The sequence below is a fragment of the Sinosporangium album genome (assembly GCF_900100605.1).
GTDB lineage: Bacteria > Actinomycetota > Actinomycetes > Streptosporangiales > Streptosporangiaceae > Sinosporangium > Sinosporangium album.
In genome coordinates this window covers 153,134-170,103 of sequence record NZ_FNCN01000013.1, presented here as the reverse complement: position 1 = coordinate 170,103, position 16,970 = coordinate 153,134, and the positions used below count along the sequence as shown (strand labels likewise).

General features: G+C 71.1%; 13 protein-coding genes. 5 read left to right on the top strand and 8 right to left on the bottom strand.

The genetic code is table 11. From position 1 onward, the window contains the following. Positions 1-9 precede the first annotated feature (9 nt). Both BLQ73_RS16160 and BLQ73_RS16155 read left to right on the top strand, forming a co-directional pair. Positions 10-924, top strand: a complete 915-nt coding sequence (locus BLQ73_RS16160) for a carbohydrate ABC transporter permease (RefSeq protein WP_245691117.1) — start codon at positions 10-12, stop codon at positions 922-924. 10 nt (positions 925-934) lie between these two features. Then, positions 935-1,828, top strand: a complete 894-nt coding sequence (locus BLQ73_RS16155) for a carbohydrate ABC transporter permease (protein ID WP_093171279.1) — start codon at positions 935-937, stop codon at positions 1,826-1,828. A gap of 89 nt (positions 1,829-1,917) precedes the next feature. Here BLQ73_RS16155 and BLQ73_RS16150 read toward each other — a convergent pair whose 3' ends face one another. Then, a complete protein-coding gene (locus BLQ73_RS16150) occupies positions 1,918-3,207 on the bottom strand; it encodes an FAD-binding protein (protein WP_093171278.1) in 1,290 nt (429 codons plus the stop codon). A gap of 1,618 nt (positions 3,208-4,825) precedes the next feature. Between BLQ73_RS16150 and BLQ73_RS16145 the strand changes: the two genes are divergently transcribed. Next, positions 4,826-6,730 carry an asparagine synthase-related protein gene (locus BLQ73_RS16145; protein ID WP_093171277.1) on the top strand — a complete coding sequence of 635 codons (1,905 nt, stop codon included), beginning with the start codon at positions 4,826-4,828 and terminating at the stop codon, positions 6,728-6,730. Between the two features lie 242 nt (positions 6,731-6,972). Here BLQ73_RS16145 and BLQ73_RS16140 read toward each other — a convergent pair whose 3' ends face one another. From BLQ73_RS16140 to BLQ73_RS16125, 4 genes are all read right to left on the bottom strand, one after another. Continuing rightward, entirely contained in the window at positions 6,973-7,185 is a 213-nt protein-coding gene (locus BLQ73_RS16140) for a DUF2277 domain-containing protein (RefSeq protein ID WP_093171276.1), read from the bottom strand. A gap of 124 nt (positions 7,186-7,309) precedes the next feature. After that, entirely contained in the window at positions 7,310-8,608 is a 1,299-nt protein-coding gene (locus BLQ73_RS16135; RefSeq protein WP_093171275.1) for an AAA domain-containing protein, read from the bottom strand. Then, positions 8,605-10,068 (bottom strand): hypothetical protein, encoded by a 1,464-nt coding sequence (locus tag BLQ73_RS16130; RefSeq protein WP_093171274.1) that lies wholly within the window; start codon positions 10,066-10,068, stop codon positions 8,605-8,607. Before BLQ73_RS16130 ends, BLQ73_RS16135 begins: the two co-directional genes overlap by 4 nt. Continuing rightward, positions 10,065-11,219, bottom strand: a complete 1,155-nt coding sequence (locus BLQ73_RS16125) for a hypothetical protein (protein WP_093171273.1) — start codon at positions 11,217-11,219, stop codon at positions 10,065-10,067. The genes BLQ73_RS16130 and BLQ73_RS16125 overlap by 4 nt, the downstream gene beginning before the upstream one ends. A gap of 299 nt (positions 11,220-11,518) precedes the next feature. Here BLQ73_RS16125 and BLQ73_RS16120 point away from each other — a divergent pair, with 299 nt between their 5' ends. Beyond that, on the top strand, positions 11,519-12,196 hold the full coding sequence (locus BLQ73_RS16120; RefSeq protein ID WP_176955484.1) for a class I SAM-dependent methyltransferase: 678 nt from the start codon (positions 11,519-11,521) through the stop codon (positions 12,194-12,196). 4 nt (positions 12,197-12,200) lie between these two features. On the opposite strand, the gene BLQ73_RS16115 is transcribed toward BLQ73_RS16120, so the two are convergent. From BLQ73_RS16115 to BLQ73_RS16105, 3 genes are all read right to left on the bottom strand, one after another. Next, on the bottom strand, positions 12,201-12,869 hold the full coding sequence (locus BLQ73_RS16115; RefSeq protein ID WP_093171271.1) for a response regulator: 669 nt from the start codon (positions 12,867-12,869) through the stop codon (positions 12,201-12,203). Further along, complete coding sequence (locus tag BLQ73_RS16110; RefSeq protein WP_176955483.1) at positions 12,866-14,122, bottom strand: sensor histidine kinase; 1,257 nt, start codon at positions 14,120-14,122, stop codon at positions 12,866-12,868. Before BLQ73_RS16110 ends, BLQ73_RS16115 begins: the two co-directional genes overlap by 4 nt. A gap of 145 nt (positions 14,123-14,267) precedes the next feature. Beyond that, positions 14,268-16,349, bottom strand: a complete 2,082-nt coding sequence (locus BLQ73_RS16105) for an N-6 DNA methylase (RefSeq protein WP_093171269.1) — start codon at positions 16,347-16,349, stop codon at positions 14,268-14,270. 121 nt (positions 16,350-16,470) lie between these two features. Between BLQ73_RS16105 and BLQ73_RS16100 the strand changes: the two genes are divergently transcribed. After that, a complete protein-coding gene (locus tag BLQ73_RS16100) occupies positions 16,471-16,959 on the top strand; it encodes an NYN domain-containing protein (protein ID WP_093171268.1) in 489 nt (162 codons plus the stop codon). Positions 16,960-16,970: the final 11 nt, after the last annotated feature.

The following is a 16,970-nucleotide window of genomic DNA, read 5'->3' as shown; positions in this document are numbered from 1 at the left end:
CCGGCCCTTATGAGCACCACCACCGCTCCCCCTCCCGCGCGCCGGCGGCACGCCGCGCGCGGGAGGCTGACGGCCTGGCTGTTCATCGCCCCACTGCTGATCGTCAACGTGCTGGTCATCGCGGGGCCGGGCCTGATGTCCGTCTACTACTCGTTCACCGACTGGGACGGGCTCGACCAGGCGGACTTCATCTGGTTCTCGAACTACGCGGAGCTGTTCGGCGACCCCGATTTCCGCAGGGCACTCCTCCACAACCTGCTGTGGACGGCCTTCTTCCTTATCGTCCCCATGTCGATGGGTCTGCTGGGGGCGTTCCTGCTATCGCGCATCCGGCGCGGCCAGCTCGCGTTCCGGGTGCTCTTCTTCATCCCGTACGTCATCGCCACCGTGGTCTCGGCCACCATCTGGCGGCAGATCCTCAGCCCCACCAGCGGCGTCGGCCCGGCCCTGTCCGACCTGGGCATCCCCCTGCTCGACGACGTGAACTTCCTCGGCGACGGCGACATCGCCCTCGGCGCGGTGGCGTTCATCAACAACTGGCAGTGGTGGGGCTTCCTCGTCGTCATCTTCCTCGCGGCCATGCAGGGCATCGAACCCTCGCTCTACGAGGCGGCCCGCATGGACGGCGCGAGCACCTGGCGCGAGTTCTGGCACATCACCCTGCCGTCGATCCGCCCGACCTTCATGTTCCTGTCGCTGATGACCGTGATCTGGTCGTTCCTGGTGTTCGACTACGTCTACATCCTCACGCAGGGCGGCCCCGCGGGATCGACCGACGTGCTGAGCACCGTCATGTACCGCGCCGCGTTCGAGGAACAGCAGGCGGGCTACGCCTCCGCCATCGGCGTCATCCTGGCTCTGATCAGCGCCACCACCGTCTGCGGATACCTTTACCTTCGCCGCCGGCTGCGGTGGGACATTTGAGGTGCACTCCATGACCGCCGTACTCGACCGCACCCACGGCCGCCGCCCCGCCGCCCCCGGCAGACGCCGCCGGCGGGGCTCACGCCGTACGGCACGGAGCCCGATCGCCTACCTGATCCTGTCGATCCTGGCGTTATACGCCGTCGGGCCCATGCTGGTGTTCGTGCTGGCCTCCCTCAAAACGCCGAGCGAGATCAGCGAGAACCCTCTGGGGCTGCCCGGCGAGTTCCGGTGGGAGAACTTCACCACCGCGTGGGTCGAAGCGAACATGGGCGCCGGACTGATGAACAGCGCCGTCATCGCCATCTCGACCGCCGCAGGAGTGTGCCTCATCGCCGGGTGCGCGGCCTACGCCCTGACACGGTTGAACCTTCCGAAGCCCGGGGTGTTCATCCTCTATCTGCTGGTCGCCACATCTCTCCCGATCCAGCTGTTCCTGGTGCCGCTGCTCTCCCTCTGGACGAAGATCGGCCTCTACGACAGCCGGTTCGGGCTGATCATCATCTACTGGGCCATCTACAGCCCGTTCGCCACCCTGCTGATCAGGTCGTTCCTGCTCGCCGTGCCCAAGGAATACGAGGCCGCCGCCCGGATCGACGGCGCAGGCGAGATCACGGTGTTCACCCGCATCGTGTTCCCCCTCATCTGGCCCGGCGTCCTCACGGCCGGGCTCGTGGCCGGGCTCCAGGCGTACAACGAATTCCTCCTGGCCGTCACCTTCATCCAGGACAGCGCCAACCTGCCCGCCTCCATCTCGCTGTACTCCTTCCAGCAGGGCTTCTCCCCCAACTGGGCCCTGGTCAGCGCCGCCGGCCTGATCATGGTGCTCCCCGTCCTCGCCCTGTTCATCGTCCTCCAGCGCCGCTTCGTCGAGGGCTACACCTCCTCCGGCATGGCCGGCTGACCTCCACTCGGTGTGGAGCCGACACGCCGACAGAGACTCGCGATCGCCGGGATCGGCGCATCCAGCGCGGGTGATCTCTCGGAAGGGCTTCAGGTCGGGTCGGAGAGGTAGAGGGTACCGCCGGCGGATTGGATGCGGTCGGCGATGGCGCGGTTCTGGGCGAGCGCGTGGGTGATGGCGTCGGGGTCGTCGGGGGGCGAGGTGCGTAGGAGGGAGAGCAGGAACGCCTCAGGGTCGTCGGGCAGGGCGAGGCCGGGGGTGGCGAAGCGGGCGGTGGAGACGGGGTAGAAGAGGATGACCCCGCTCGGGCCGAGGTCGGCGGGGGTGAAGTCGGCGAGCAGGTCGGACGCCAGCCGTACGGCGTCGGCGCCGGGCAGGAAGGCGTTGAGCCACGGGTGGGGGTGGTGCCACTCGCCGGTTTGGCGGAGGTATGCCTCGCCTGCGGCCATGCGGTTGAGGAAGTCGCCGTAGGCCAGGTCTTCGATCTCTTCGCCGACGGCCCCGGGCAGGTGGTGCAGCCCCGCGAGGAGTACGGCGTCGCCGGGCGGTTCGCCCGGCCCGTGGTAGGCGGCGGCCTCAAGCCTGTAGGTCCAGCCGGTGGGGCCGGGCACGATCTGGCCTTCGACGTGGTCGAAGGCTCCTTCCGCGATGAGGCGGCTCTGGTCGGCGGCGAGGGTGGCGAGGTCGGGGTAGACGAGCTGGAAGCGCCGGGCCCGGGTGGGTGCGGGGACAAGGCGGAGGACGGCGCGCACGATGACGCCGTGGCCGCCGCGTCCGGCGAGGACGGCGTGGAAGAGGTCGGCCTTGTGATCGGGGCCGCAGCTGGTGACCGTGCCGTCGGCGCTGGCGACGTCGAGGCGCAGGACGTGGTCGGTCTGGGCGCCGTGGCGGTGCGTGGCCCCGCCGACGCCTCCTACGGAGAGGGTGCCCCCAACGGTGATCTCAAGGTAGTCGGTGAGCACGGGAGGCGTGAGGCCGCGCGGCAGGGTGGCTGCGAGCACGTGGCTCCAGAGGGCGCCGCCGTCCACGGTGACCGAGTCGGCGCCCACGTCGTGGATCTTCCTGAGGACGGTCAGGTCGAGCACGAGCCCGCCGGCCACCTGGCCTTGCCCCTGCGTGGAGTGACCCGCGCCGCGGGCCCGTGCGGGGATGCAGGCGCTCGCGGCGAAACGCAGCGCGTGGGCCACGTCGGCGCCCGATCCCGGGCGGAGTACGGCCGCGGGCAAATGATGCGTGATATGGCCGAAATCATCGGCGGCTGCGGCGAGGGACTCGGCGTCCAGCAGCAATTCGCCTGGTAAGCCGGACAGGCCCGCCGACCCTGGGAACTCGTCGGCGAGACCGGTGACCTCGGTGGACCCCGTGCTCTCCTTGGACATGCGGTCCCCTTACGTGGGTCGGATAATCGCGGCGGCCGAGTAGACCACGCCACTCGGTAACGGAACTTTAGATCTTGCCCACTGTTTTGGGTAGATCCGGAATCGGCCTCCTGCACGAGCTTTAGAAGTCCCCGTAGACCCTAGCAATGTCGTGGAACGCCTTCTTCGGTTCCCAGTAACCTGTGCCGTCGTATCTCCCGCCGCAGTGCTCCGGAATGGCTTGGACCACCGCGAACTCGGGCCTCCTGAAGGGGGCCCTATCAGTGTCATGGCAGGGTCGGAGAATGGCGTCGGCCGGGTTCGGCCGTACGCCTGGATACGTGCGTGGAGATAAACGCGCTGTCCAGGACTTCTCCCATGAACAGCCCGTTTCCATGGCCATTAAGGCCCCCGCGGGGTGTGCGGGCCCTCGCCTGCCGCCCGCCGTACGGCCGACGCCGACCGCCCCGGCGGACACCCGCCGCCGCGCGTGGACGGGCGCCGCGGCAACCCTCGTCCAGGGAAGGCGGTCCGCCCCGGCGGGCACGGGCTTGCGGCCCCGCGAGCCGCTCCCCCCGGCCGCCGCGCCCACGGGGGCGGCGGGTGGTTTGGGGCACCACTAACGGCACGCCGCCCGAGACCGGAACCACGAGTTTTCCAGGATTTCCCGACATGCCATCGCCGCCCGCCCCGCGCCTGGCATACTCCCAGTCGAGTGCCGCGTGATTATTCACGCGGCACCGGGCATGGCACGGCGACACCCTCCCCACCGGGCTCTCACTGGCCCGCGACGGGGGTTGCCCGCCAAGCCCGAGCGTCACCGACAACTTCACAGCACGTGTTGAACGACACCAGGAGACTCGCGTCCAGGTGTGATCACACTCTCAAAGGGCGGCCGCCGGAGACGACGGCCTGCGCCCGCCGAGAGGGGGGTCACCCTAGGGCGCCTTTTCATTGTGGAACCCCTTGTGGAGTTCATTGTGCAGCCCGTTGTGCAGCCCGTTGTGGAGTCCATTGTGGAGGCAGCGATCACGTATTCCATCCGGCGGCCGATGCCGCAGGGCCGACCGCACACCGTGGGGCCGGTCCTGCGGGGTCGATCGAAGGGGACCGGGGTCGCCCCGCGGTCGAAACAGGACCGGTCCCACCACGAGAAACGGAGTCCACGTGGCAGACGGCCACCCACGAGAATGCCCGGGAAAGGACAGGCACCGATGCCCTCACATGTGGTTGCTCACCATGCAGGCGGGGCTCATCTGGGTCGACTGGTTTCTGAACAGTAGCGGGCTCAGCTAACCGCAAGGCCAGCTGAGCCCACTCCCGCACCGCGGAGAGCCCCGATCACGATTCCACCCGGGTCGGGGTTCTTCGCATTCCCGGTGCTTCACTATCACCGAGGCGCACCCACATTACGCGGTTTCCCTCAGCCGCCGACGCATCACAGCACAACCCGGCGCCGTGAACCTGGCCCCCTCCACCCGACTGAACCGGTCGCCGTACTGGCCAGGGGCCGCAGCGGCCGTGCAGCGTTGCTGTGCCGCAAGCGCGAGCTCAGCGGCATTGGGCGAACCCGTGATTTCTGCATAAATCATGATCTTGGCTAGCCTGGGCGCGCTGTTGGACCGCCAAAGGGGGCACCATGCGCATCTTCCTCGCCATCGCCGCGAAGCACCACGATCGCGCGGCGACCCGCGCAGCAGAGCACGCGGCGGAACAGGTGATCGCCGAGGTGTTCCCCGTGCCCGCCGGGACGATCCGCCGGGAGGACTGGCGCTCCGCCGACGAGTCCCACGCCCTGCTCGTCTGGAGCAACGAACCCGACCAGGCGCTGGTCACGGGCCCCGGCGCCGCAGCCGGGACCGGAGGAGCCGGGGCCGCCGGATATGCCGGATATCTCGCCGACCCGCGGGACGCCTCGGCCCTGATGACCACGCGGTCGCCGTGGGACCTGGCAGGCTGCTTCTCCCTGTTCCGGGCGGACGAGTCTGGCGTGTTCGGAGCAACCCCTCTGACCCGGGCCTATCCCGTCTTCCACACCGAAACCCCCGAGCTCCACATCATCGGCAACCGCGCCCTGCTCGTCCACCTGGCGGCGGGCGCCGGTGTGCGGCTCGACGTCCTCGCCCTCCAGTCGATGGCCAGACAGGGATACTTCCTCTCAGACGAGACACCGTTCCAGGGCGTCGCCGCCCTCCCGCCCGCGTCCCGCTTCGAGACGCGCGGCGGCGTGGCCACGGTCACGACAAGCCCGCTCCCCACGGCCGGGGCCATGGATCCGCGCACCCGCCGTACCGCGGTCGAGGACCTCGCCGCCGCGCTGGCCGCCTCCGCGGCGCCGCTGCGCGACACGGCGGAACCCGTCAACCTCGCCCTCACCGGAGGACGGGACAGCCGCTTGATCGCCGCCATGCTCAGCGCGGCGAAGGTCCCGTTCATCACGACGACCTACGGATTGGACGACAACCCGGACGTGGTACTCGCCCGCCGGATCGCCGCCGTGCTCGGGGTCGAGCACCGGGTGATCCCGCCGGAACGCTCCGCCTCGCGGTCGGAGGTGGTCGTGGAGCACCCGGCCGACCGCGCGTTCGACGTGATCCGGGTGTGCGAGGGCATGACCTCCGCCTACGAGAGCATCGTGGGCGGCGGGCCGTACTCCAAGAAGCCCACGATGTCAGGGCAGAGCGGCGAAATCCTCCGAGGGGGATTCCTCTGCGGCATGTCGGCGATCACTCCCCAGGCGATCGATCGCAAGGTGCGCTCGCTCTTCCTCAACGACGAGGACCTTTTCACACCGGAAGCGAACGAGCACGCCCGTGCCCTCGCCGCCCCCTGGCTCGAACGCGACAACGGCCTTGAGGTGCTCGACCACACGTACGTCGTCTACCGGGTGGGCCGCTGGCACGCCTCCGCGCGGGCCGGCGCCCTGCGGCGGGGCACCTCGACCACCCCGTTCCTCGACAACCACGTGGTGCGGGCCGCCCTCGCCCTCGACCCGGCCTGGCGGCGCTCCGAAGCCCTCGTCCACGCGCTCCTCGGCGAGTTCGCCCCGGCCCTCGCCGACATCCCGCTCGAAGGCTCACCGTGGCGTTTCCTCGCCGAAGCGCCGCCACCGCCGGCACCGGCGGCACCCCCGACGCCCGAGCCGGGCCGCTGGGCGCGGCTCCGCGACCGCGTGCTCGGCCGCGAGGCCCGCGAGGCCCGCGAGGCCCGCGAGGCGCCCCGGGCGCAGCCTCCCGCGGCGAAGCCCCCCACAGCGAAACCGGCCGCGGCGAAGCGGAAACCGGCCGCCAAAGCGTGGAGCTGGCGCACCCACCCCAACGACGAACTCAGCGAGATCCTCTTCAAGGGAGTGTGCGCCTCACCGGCCCTGGAGCAGATCATCCGCCCCGACGAGGTGGCCAAGCTCTTCGCCGACGGCCCTGTGCGCCGCCCCGGCCTGGCCTGGAACCTCTACACCCTCGCGACCCTGCTGTCGACCGACCTCACCGGCCCCAGACCCCGGCCGCGGGACCCGCTCCACGTCCCCATCCCCAGACATCAATGATTTTGTACGGCACAGCCCGCCCCACGCACTCCCCGACCCCAGCGCGCTCCCCGGCGACACCGAACACGACGCCGAACACGACGCCGGGCACGACGCCGAACACGACGCCGGGCACTGGGCGACGAACGGGACAGCGGGCGGGACAGCGAACAAGGCGGCGGACGGGACGAATGTCCGTCCGCCCCGTCCGCGCCGTCGTCGTGCTCACCTCTCCCGGAACGGCCTCACGGCACAGCCCCGCGCTAGGGAGCGGATCTCACCTCGATATCGGCCAACAGTTCACGTGTCGCGGCCGTCACGGCCTCGACGGCCCGATCGAACGCCTCGGCGTTACGCGCCGACGGTGCTCGAAAACCCGACACCTTGCGCACATATTGCAGCGCCGCCTCCCGCATGTCAGCCTCGGTCACATCACTGGCGAACGGCTCCCGCAGAGTCTTGATACTCCGGCACATAGCCCGACACTACGCCACACGCCCGACACCCGCCTGACCGGCACCACCCGCCCCCCGATCTCCCGCTTAGACGCGATCCACGCCTCCTCCGTGCCCCCGGTGACAGGGCCGGGCCGTACGCGTGTCAGCCGGGGACGCGGTGGCGGGCGAGATGGGCGAGGATCGCCTGGTTGGCGGCCCAGCCGTCGGGGAACTTCACCGGCACGTTGAGCTGGACCCGCAGGCTCGACGGGTGGTTGTCGAGCAGGTCGGCGATGCCCGCGCGGGCCACGACGAGGCAGGCGTGGCGGTGACGGGAGGCAAGGACGCACAGCCGGCCGGATTCGAGGTGGAAGGCGGTGGCGTCGCGTCGGCCCGACAGCGGGTGCCACACGATGGTGACGTCGTATTCGCGCCCTTGCAGCCTGTTGGCGGTGTCGACGGTGACGCCGTCGGGGACGCCCGCCTGGCGTACGGCGGCCACCTGGTCGTTGTGGGCGCAGCCCACCGCGACGCGGTCGGGGGTGACGGGGCGGAAGCCGTACTCGTCGTGGGCGGTGGTGCCGCGCTCCAGCACGCGGCGGGCGAGGGCGGCGCAGGCCGCGGCCGTCTCGGGGTCGGTGCGCACGGTGTGGCGGGGCGGCAGTTCGTGGAGCGCCCACCCCGAGGAGGCGGCCTCCTCCAGTGCGGCGTCGTGGGGGTCGCGCGCGGCGGCCGGGGAGAGGCTCAGCCGCCGTTCGCCGTGCGCGGTGCCGGAGACGAAGGGGCTCGCCGGGTAGAAGGCGTCGGCGATGACGGGCGCGGCGGTGGCGGGCAGCCGCCAGGACACCGGCAGCCGGTGCACGGCGAGGTCGTTGAGCCGCTGGGTGACGGCGACCGCGCTCTGCATGGGGTCCCAGGCCAGGCCCGTCCAACGTTCGCTGTCGACGACGGAGAAGGGGTCGAGTTGTCCGGGGTCGCCGACGAACAGCGTGTGCCCGTCGGCGAAGAGCGGCGCGACGGCGAGCAGTTTGTCGGACCGCATCTGGTATGCCTCGTCGACGATGGCCCACGGCCACGTGCGCCCCGACACGTAGGCCCATTTGTCGGCGGTCGCGACGACGACCTGGCAGTGCTGCACCTTGTCGACCTTGTTGTGGAGCGTGACGTTCGAGTGGCGGGTCACGCGTTCGGGCGGCTGGAAACCCTCCTTGTGGAGGCGCCCGACACTGACGCCGGGGGCCTTGCCCGCGAGCCTGTCGACGAGGTCGTCCACCTGCTCGTTGGTCTGCGCGACGACCATGAGGTCGCGGCCCGCCTCGGCGAGCCGCATCGCGGTCGCCACGACCAGGGTCGTCTTGCCCGCACCCGGCGGCGAGTCGACGACGAGGCCGCGGTGCCCTCCGCCGGTGTAGTCGGCCAGGATCGCCGCGGTGGCGGCTTCGGCGGCCTGTCTGGGGGTCATGACCAGCTTTCCTGCGCGTCCTCGTCGGTGGGAACGTACGGCTCGGGCGGACCGCCGTGGGTCCACGGCGTGTCCGAAAGGGCGGGCAGAGGCGGGGTACGGCCTCCGCCGGGGTCGAGGTCGGTGTAGCAGACGACCTCGCCCAGCGAGGGCACGCTCCCCGGCGCGGGTTCGCGGCCCTGCCCCATGCCGTCGTTGATCTGGATGGTCACCGTATCCCCCGCCACCGACACGATCTCGGCTTTCCGCTGGGTACGGCGGGCTGGCGAGAACACCCGCGTGCCGGGCGCGAGCCGTACAGGGTCGCCGGTCCGGACGGTCACCAGGGGGCGCGGGACCGCTCGCTTGCCGCCGGGGGGCACGATGCGGCGGTCGGCCTCCACCGCGACGACCTCGCCGGCGAACGCCGCCCCTTCCACCCGGTATTCCGCCATCGCCAGAGGGTCGTCGAACGCCCGCGCCGCCTCGTAGGTCTGCTGGGCGATCTCCAGCGCGGCGAGCCGGCGCGCCGCCGCGACCGGACTGTCCCAGCGCCCCTGCGGCGTCGGGTTCTCGCCGAGCCTGGCGACCTCGCGGGCCAGCGCGGTGCGGTCCCTCTCCCACCGGCCGCTCACTCCGGCGGCCTCGGGCAGGCCGCGCAGAAGATCCACCGCGCGCCACATGAGGTCCCAGGTGGGCTGGAGATGCCGGCGCAGCGCCTCCTCCACCCGTTCCGGCGAGCCGGACGCGTCGTAGGCGTCGATCGCCGGCTGCAGGACCTTCCGGTCGAACTCGGGGTCGGTGTCGGGCCCGGCCGGTGGTGTGCGCGTCGGGTCCTCGGACTCGGCGGCGGCCTCGTGCCCGGTGGAGCCCGCAGGTGGAGCGATCCAGGCCAGCAGGGCCGCCAGCGTGCCGTCCTCGACGCCGCTCTGCCCCGTGACCCAGTGGGCGGCGAGAACATCGGTCATGGCGAGGAACATGGACGAGCCCGCGTGTTCCGCGCGTTCGGCGAGGAACGTCAGCCACTGCCCGAACGCCGGCACGGAGGGGGGGACGGCATAAGGGCCCGATGTACGGCGGAACCTCGTGGACCTTCCCAGAAGCCTGCTGAACGCCACCCCCCGGGGGTTCGGGACGAGGATCTGCGGAGCGTCGAGGCACCGCTCATAGGGGGTTTTCGCCTCGACCGTCTCGGTCTCCCCCGCGAACCGCTCGATGTAGGGCAGGACGACGGCGGCGAGTTCCGTCGCGAACGCGAACCGCAGCTCGCGGTTGCGCGGTTGCGGGACGACCAGCAGCGTCGGGGCCGCCCGGTCGCAGCCGACCATCGCCCCGAGCGGCGCCGCCGCCTCACCGGCCATCCGCAGCGGGACGAACACGAGCGGTGCGTGCGACAGGTGGACATGGCGCACGGTCGCCGACGGCTGCGCCCGGCCCTCGTGGAACGCCTGCGCCTTCAGGTAGGAGCGGAACATGCTCATGCGACCGTCTCCTGTGCGACCGTCTCCTGGTAGATCTTCCGGATGTGGCGGAGCCGCTCGGCGACGCCCTGTTCGCCGGCGGTAGCCGTACGGGTGCCCGTGGCGAGCCCGATCGCGGCGCCGACGGTCTCCACCCCGCCGAGATCGTCGCGTACGGCACGGCCCAGCGCATCCAGCGCGCCGCCCGACCTGGCCTCGGCCCGGCAGAAGTAGGCCATCTCACAGGCGGACAGGCATTCAGGGGCGTATCTCGCCGCGATCCCCGAAACCGCCTCGTCCAGGTCGGCGGCGGGCCGTGTGGGGACGCCGGCCTCGATCCGCAGGTCGAGGCTGAGCCCGGACGGCAGGCCGTCGAGGATGCGGTCGATCCGGGTGAGCCTCGCCAGTTGCCACGCCAGCACCGAAAGCTCGCGGCGCACGTCCAGCAGTGAGGCGGTGGGAACGTTGGAGAAGTTCTCCGGGCACACCAGCACGACGTCGTGCGAGACGCGGTCCGGCGCGAGCCCCATCCGGACGAGCAGGGCCCGCATGGCGTGCACATACACCGCGGCCTCGCGGGCCGCCGCCGACACCCTGCCGGTCTCCGCCTGTCCGTCGACGACGGCGAACGGCTTGATCGTCACCACGTGGAAGCGCTCACCGGCCTGGAAGACGAGGACGCCGGGCTCCAGGTGGACCTCGTGGCCCGCAACGTCGAGCCGCAGCAGCAGCCGGTCAAGGACCACGGCCGTGCCCGGGTCGCCGGCCGCGCGGGCGACGAGGGCCTCGGTGCGCGTGTGCCGTACGGCGTGCGCCTCGCCGGCGCCCTCCTCGGCGGACTCACCGCCGCCCTCGTCGGCGGACTCGTCGGCGGACTCCCACCGGGCCGTGTCGATCGACAGACCGAGCGCCTCCCGCAGCAGCGGCAGCAGACCGGCGCCCCCGCCGGCCCTCACGATCTCCTCGAACTGCCGTGTGCGGACCACCGCGAACGGCGACTGCCCGAACTGCGCCGAGTAGCCGAGGTGCACGGCCATGAGGTTCTTGTCGACGCCGACGGCGTCGAGCACCGCGCGGCGGTCGCAGGCGGGGTTGGCGGCGAGAGCGGCGATGCTGCGAGCGTTGTGGTCCAGGGGCGGCGTCGGACCGCGCAGCGCATCGAGCCGGCTCATGGGTGCTTTCTCTCCTCGTTCGCAGAGTGTCGGTGCGCCGGGTCCGCCGGGCCTCGTCTCCCGGCCCCGTCCCGTTCCGCGTTGCCGCAGACTACCGGGATACCGCGCCGATCCTCGCGTCATAGCGCGCGACAGAGTCGGCGGACCCCTACCTGAGAGCTAGACCGAAGTCCTGAGAGCTAGACCGAAGTCCACTCTCCAGGGCGGTGCCGTGGAGGCGAAGGGTTTCTAGGTTGTGGCTGGAAGGCCGTGTACAGGCCGATTCCTGGAGAAACCCCGGCGGAGGAAACATCGTGGACGTGGCAGCCAGAGTCCCGGATCTCGTGCATCGCACTCTCTTCCGTGCGGTTTCGCTGCTCGCCTCCGGAGGTCAAGGGCCACTCCTGCGCACATACTTCGACTGGTGGCATCGCAACCCCGATCCGTGGCGGCTCGCGACCGACCACTATGAGGCGCACAAGTACAAGACCACGCTCGACGCGGTGCCGGAAGGCCGTTACGAGCGCATCCTGGAGGTGGGGTGCAGCGAGGGGGTCTTCACCAAGCTTCTCGCCGACGCCTACCCCGACGCCGGGATCGTGGGCGTCGACATCTCCTCCCGCGCGCTCGGGCGGGCCCGCGAACGCGTCGGGGACACCGGCTCGCGCGTGCGTTTCATCCAGGCCGACATCCTGAACCCCGGGCTGCGCGGCGACTTCGACCTGGTGTTCTGCGCCGAGCTGCTCTACTACCTCGGGCGCACGCCGCGGCTGCGCCACGCCTCGTCGCGACTCACCGCGTTCATGCGCCCCGGCGCCCACCTGGTCGCCGTCCACCCGTGGCCGGAGGCGACGCGGCTCCATGCGTTCCTGGACGCCGACCCCGCCCTCTCCACGGTGGGCAACCACGTCGAGCGCAACGTGGACAGGCCGTTCGCCGTCTCCCTCTACCGGACCGCGCCACGCGACGCGAGCGACCGCGAACCCGGGGAGGCGTGAGCGGTCACCGCGTCGGGGGCGGGAGCCGTACGGGATCGACCAGGCCGATCCGGTAGGCGTGGACGGCGGCCTGCGTCCGGTCGCGCAGGCCCAGTTTGGCCAGGATGTTGCTCACGTGGGTTTTCACGGTCTGCTCGGCGATGACGAGCCGTTCGGCGATCTCCACGTTCGACATGCCGTGCGCGACCAGCACGAGGATCTCGGTTTCCCGCTCCGTCAGCTCCTCGACCCGATTCCCGCCCGCGCGTGCCGGAGGGCCCATGCGGGCGAAGGCACCGATGAGCCGTCGCGTGACCGAGGGCGCCAGCAGCGCGTCGCCCCTGGCCACGACCCGTACCGCCTCGCTCAGCTCGCGCGCCCCGGCGTTCTTCAGCAGGAAGCCGCTGGCGCCGGCGCGCAGCGCCTCGTAGACGTACTCGTCGAGGTCGAAGGTGGTCAGGACGAGCACCTTGGTGGTGGGCGACAGCTCCCGGGCGGCCTCCAGGCCGTTGAGACCCGGCATGCGCACGTCCATGACGATGACGTCGGGGCTCAACGTCGCGGCCTTGGCGATGGCGTCGTGGCCGTCCACCGCTTCGCCCACCACCTCGATGTCGGGCTGGGCGTTCAGCAGTACGGAGAATCCTTCTCGCACCATCGCCTGATCGTCGGCGATGAGCACTCTGATCGTCATGCGTCGTCGCCTCCGTGGAGGGGCAGGCAGGCGTGTACGACGTAGCCGCCGCCCCTCGGTCCCGCGGTCAACTCTCCGCCCAGCATGGCGGTCCTTTCTCTCAGGCCGAGGAGTCCGTGTCCCATCCCGGTCGTCGGCTGCGGCGATGTCCGCCCCGGACCGTTGACCACGTGCAGCTCCAGGTGTCCGGGACGGTGGACGACCTGGACGACGACGTCGGCGCCGAAAGCGTGCCGCAGCACGTTACTCAACGCTTCCTGCACGATGCGGTAGGCCGACAGCCCCACGCCCTGAGGAATCGGACTCGGGGTGCCCTCGGTGCACAGCACAACGTTCAGCCCGGCCTCCCGCACACCCTCGATCAGGTCATGGATGCGCTCCAGTGTGGGTTGGGGGCTCTCAGGCTCCTTGTCCACGGCATCGCTTCTCAGCAGGCCCAGGACGCGCTGCAGCTCGGTCAGCGCCTCCAGCGCTCCGGCGCGGATGACGGCGAAGCTCCGCGCCAGCTCCGCGGGCGTTTCGGCCACCCGGTAGGGGGCCGCCTCCGCCTGGATGGCGATCACGGTCATGTGGTGGGCGACCACATCGTGCAACTCACGGGCGATCCGGGTGCGCTCTTCGAGCAGGGCTCGCCGCGCCTGCTCCTCCCCGGTCGCCTGCTCCGCCCGCGCCACCCGGCGCAGAGCCTCGCTGCGGGACCGCAGCGCCCCGGCCGCGATGAGGACCGTACCGGACAGAACCGTCATGTCGATCAGCGACAGCGGATCCTCGTTCCCCGGCAGCACGATCGCGAGCACCACACCCACGCCCAACGTGATCAGCCACATCTCCACCGGCACCCGCGGCCGGGTCCCCCAGGCCACCAAGGCCAGCACACCCACGTGGAGCACCAGGCTGGGCGCCGGCCACACCGAGCTTTCCGGCACGGGATCGCCGGACGCCGAGGCCGACAGGGCCGCCGATACGGCGGCCGCGAACGAGGCCGACACGGCCATGCCGAGCGACACCCACCAGGCCGCCATCGGCCAGTACAACGCCAGCATGACCGCCGCGCCCTGCCCGACGCCCAGCAGACCGGCGACCTCGTTCCTGACGCCGTAGTCATCGATGAGGGTGTGCCAGGCGAACGCCGAGAGCGATATCGCGAACAGCCCGACTACGAGCTGCACATACCAGGCGAGGGAGGGGAACCGAGGGAAAGGCGGCGAGAACAACGGCGTTCCGCCGCCGGGAGCCAGGTCCCTGCGGAGCACTCCGAGCCAGGCCCGTAAGCGCCCGCCGGGCGGCCCGCCCCCGCTCTCCGGCCACCGTGTCAGCGTCGTCCTCCTCCACCGCCGAGACGGGCCCATTGTCTTGGTTTCGCCCGCTCAACGCTATCTTGCCCGCCGCCCGAGCGCGTCAGCGCGGAACGTCGGGTGAAACATCTCCGAGGATGTCGGCAGGGATGTCGGCGGGAATGTCGGCGCGGATGTCGGCGGGCGGCTGGACGGCGCCGCGGGTCAGGCCGTCGGCCACCAGGCGGGCGAGGCCGTCGCCGACCTCCGCCGCCTGCCGGAGCGCGGCCTGGAACGCCGCCAGGCGGCGGAAGGCCGTGCCGTACCGGCGCTGCTCGTCAAGAGGGAGCAGCGGCACCCGCGCGCGGCGGACGTCCACCCGGAACTGCGACGACAGCGAGCTGTATTCGCGCAGGTTCGCCGAGGCGCAGAGGAACCCCGCCAGGAAGTGGGGGTCCAGCCGCGCCGGGTCGGGCCGCAGGAGCGTGACATGCGTGCCGAGGACCGCACCGCCGCCCGAGACCACGCGGGCGACGAGGGTCTGCACGATCTGCGGCACGACGACGTCGCCCTCCTGGACGACGATGGAGTGCTGGACCGCGGTCTCGGGGGTCGTGCCCGAAGCGTCCTGATCCGTCACGACGTCCTTGGCGGTGAGCACGCGTGAGCCGGGCGGCACCTCCGAGGTGTCGCCGGGTTTCGCGGCGGCCTGCTGGTGCAGCGTGAGCATGCCTCGCCGTACGAGCTCGGACACGGGCACCGCCGGCAGGTCGCGGCCCTCGCCCTCGATGGCGGGCATCAGGCCGCGGGCGGCGTGGAGCAGCCCGGCCAGCCGGTCGCGGGCCCCCGTGACCCGTTCCGGCGACAACGCCTCCCCCGCGGTGGAAAGGTAGCGCCCCGGCGTGAGGTCGACCTCGTCGTCGAGCAGGTCCACCAGCGGCACCGTACGGCACACGCCCGCCTCGTCGAGCGACTCCCCCTCGCGGAACGCCCGCCAGGCCCGCAGCGCGACCCGCGCGAAGTCCTCGGGGTGCGAGGCGGTGTCCACCATCAGCAGGTGGCCAGGCGTACGGCTGTCGACCGGTTTGCGCAGCACCCACAGCGTGAGCGCCACGGCCATGTTGGGCACGCTCCCCGCCGGCAGCGCGATCACGGCGCGCAGCGCCCCGCGCCGCAGCAGTTGGGCGCGGATACGCCGGCCCGACCTGCGGTTGCCGACCGTGGGCGTCATCAGCAGTACGGCGGTGCCGCCCGCGGCCAGACGCGCGAGCGCGTGCTGGACCCAGGCCAGCTCGGACTCCATGCGGGGCGGCAGGCCGTATTCCCAGCGGGGGTCGGCGGTGAGCTCCTCGTATCCCCAGTTGCGCTCGTTGAACGGCGGATTGCAGACGACCGCGTCGGCGGCGAGGTCGGGGAACGCGTCCACGCGCAGCGTGTCGCCGGTGCGGATGTCGGCGTCGGCGGAGCGGAGCGCCAGCCGTACGGCGGTGAGCCGCGAGACGGCGTGGTCGATGTCCTGGCCCATGAGGCGGACCCGGCCGAACCGCTCGTGCGCGCCGATCAGGAAGCTGCCCGAGCCGCAGGCGGGGTCGAAGACGGATTCCGCCTTGTCACCGACGAGGTCCAAGGCCAGGTGGACGATCTCGGCGGGGGTGGAGTAGACGCGCCTGGTGTGCAGTTCGACGTAACGCTTGCGGAGGAACTCGAACGTGTCGAGCGGTCCGCGCTGGCGGGCCTGGTCGGCCACCTGTCTGAGCAGGGCGATCCGGCCTGCGGGAACGGTGCATGGGAAGGCGAGGTCGGCGCAGTGGAGCCGCACCTGTGCGGGGAGGTCGCGCGCCAGGGCGTCGTCGTCGGCTCTGGCGAGGCTCTTCCACGCCGCGGGCCGCCGCTGCAGGAAGAGCAGGAAGACGCCGATGGCGGTGATCCGGTCGGCGAGATCCTCGTCCTCTGTGACCAGCCGCAGCTCCTGCCAGAGCCATTCGTCGGCGGGGAAGGTCTTGCCCTCGGCGTGCGTGCGCAGCCAGTGCTTGACCTCGGCGTAGGAGAAGGACGGGCTGGTGGCGGTGCCGCCGGCCGGCTGCGGGAAGTCCTCGTGGCGGCGTCTCCAGTTGCTGACGGCCGCGCGGCCCACCCCCGCGAGCCTGGCGACATCCGCGGCTGTGAGCTGGACGTCCTTCTGCACGCACACCTCCTCATTGTGCATGTGACCATACTCCACCGGCTTAAACAGAATCAACGTCCCCGAAACTATTGGTTGATGGCATCAACACGTGTTCCAATGGAGGCAGTCCGACACCCACGCTTCGCGAGAGGATTGATGGATCGTGACCTCCCCCAGCCGCCGCCTGCGAGCGCTTCGGCACGGCCGCGCCATCCACCTTCTGGACATCGAGAACCTGACGGGCTCCGGCTGCCCCACCACCGAGTCCGTCCACGAGGTCATGGCCCTCTACGCGCGCCACATCGCGATCGGCCCCATGGACCACTTCATCGCCGCCGTCAGCCACCACTCCCTCATCGCGGCCGGAATCGCGCTCCGCGGCATGCGGCTCCTGGCCCGCTCAGGTCGCGACGGCGCCGACCGGGCGCTGGTCGAGACCGCGCGGCACGACCGCATCGACCTCCGCTTCGAACGCGTCGTCATCGGCTCCGGCGACCACTACTTCACCGGCCTCGCCACCTGGCTGCGGGGACGCGGCATCCACGTCACCGTGCTCTCCCACCCGAACCGGCTCAGCCGACAGCTACGCGCCGCGGCCCTCGACGTCGTGACTTTCCCGCCGGCCCTTTCAGCGCTCGATCAGGCGGCCTGAGAATCCCGCGA

Bases quoted from the DNA above. Each gene is read 5' to 3' on its own strand.
- BLQ73_RS16160 (WP_245691117.1), top strand. From the start codon at position 10: ATGAGCACCACCACCGCTCCCCCTCCCGCGCGCCGGCGGCACGCCGCG.
- BLQ73_RS16155 (WP_093171279.1), top strand. From the start codon at position 935: ATGACCGCCGTACTCGACCGCACCCACGGCCGCCGCCCCGCCGCCCCC.
- BLQ73_RS16150 (WP_093171278.1), bottom strand. From the start codon at position 3,207: ATGTCCAAGGAGAGCACGGGGTCCACCGAGGTCACCGGTCTCGCCGAC.
- BLQ73_RS16145 (WP_093171277.1), top strand. From the start codon at position 4,826: ATGCGCATCTTCCTCGCCATCGCCGCGAAGCACCACGATCGCGCGGCG.
- BLQ73_RS16140 (WP_093171276.1), bottom strand. From the start codon at position 7,185: ATGTGCCGGAGTATCAAGACTCTGCGGGAGCCGTTCGCCAGTGATGTG.
- BLQ73_RS16135 (WP_093171275.1), bottom strand. From the start codon at position 8,608: ATGACCCCCAGACAGGCCGCCGAAGCCGCCACCGCGGCGATCCTGGCC.
- BLQ73_RS16130 (WP_093171274.1), bottom strand. From the start codon at position 10,068: ATGAGCATGTTCCGCTCCTACCTGAAGGCGCAGGCGTTCCACGAGGGC.
- BLQ73_RS16125 (WP_093171273.1), bottom strand. From the start codon at position 11,219: ATGAGCCGGCTCGATGCGCTGCGCGGTCCGACGCCGCCCCTGGACCAC.
- BLQ73_RS16115 (WP_093171271.1), bottom strand. From the start codon at position 12,869: ATGACGATCAGAGTGCTCATCGCCGACGATCAGGCGATGGTGCGAGAA.
- BLQ73_RS16105 (WP_093171269.1), bottom strand. From the start codon at position 16,349: ATGCACAATGAGGAGGTGTGCGTGCAGAAGGACGTCCAGCTCACAGCC.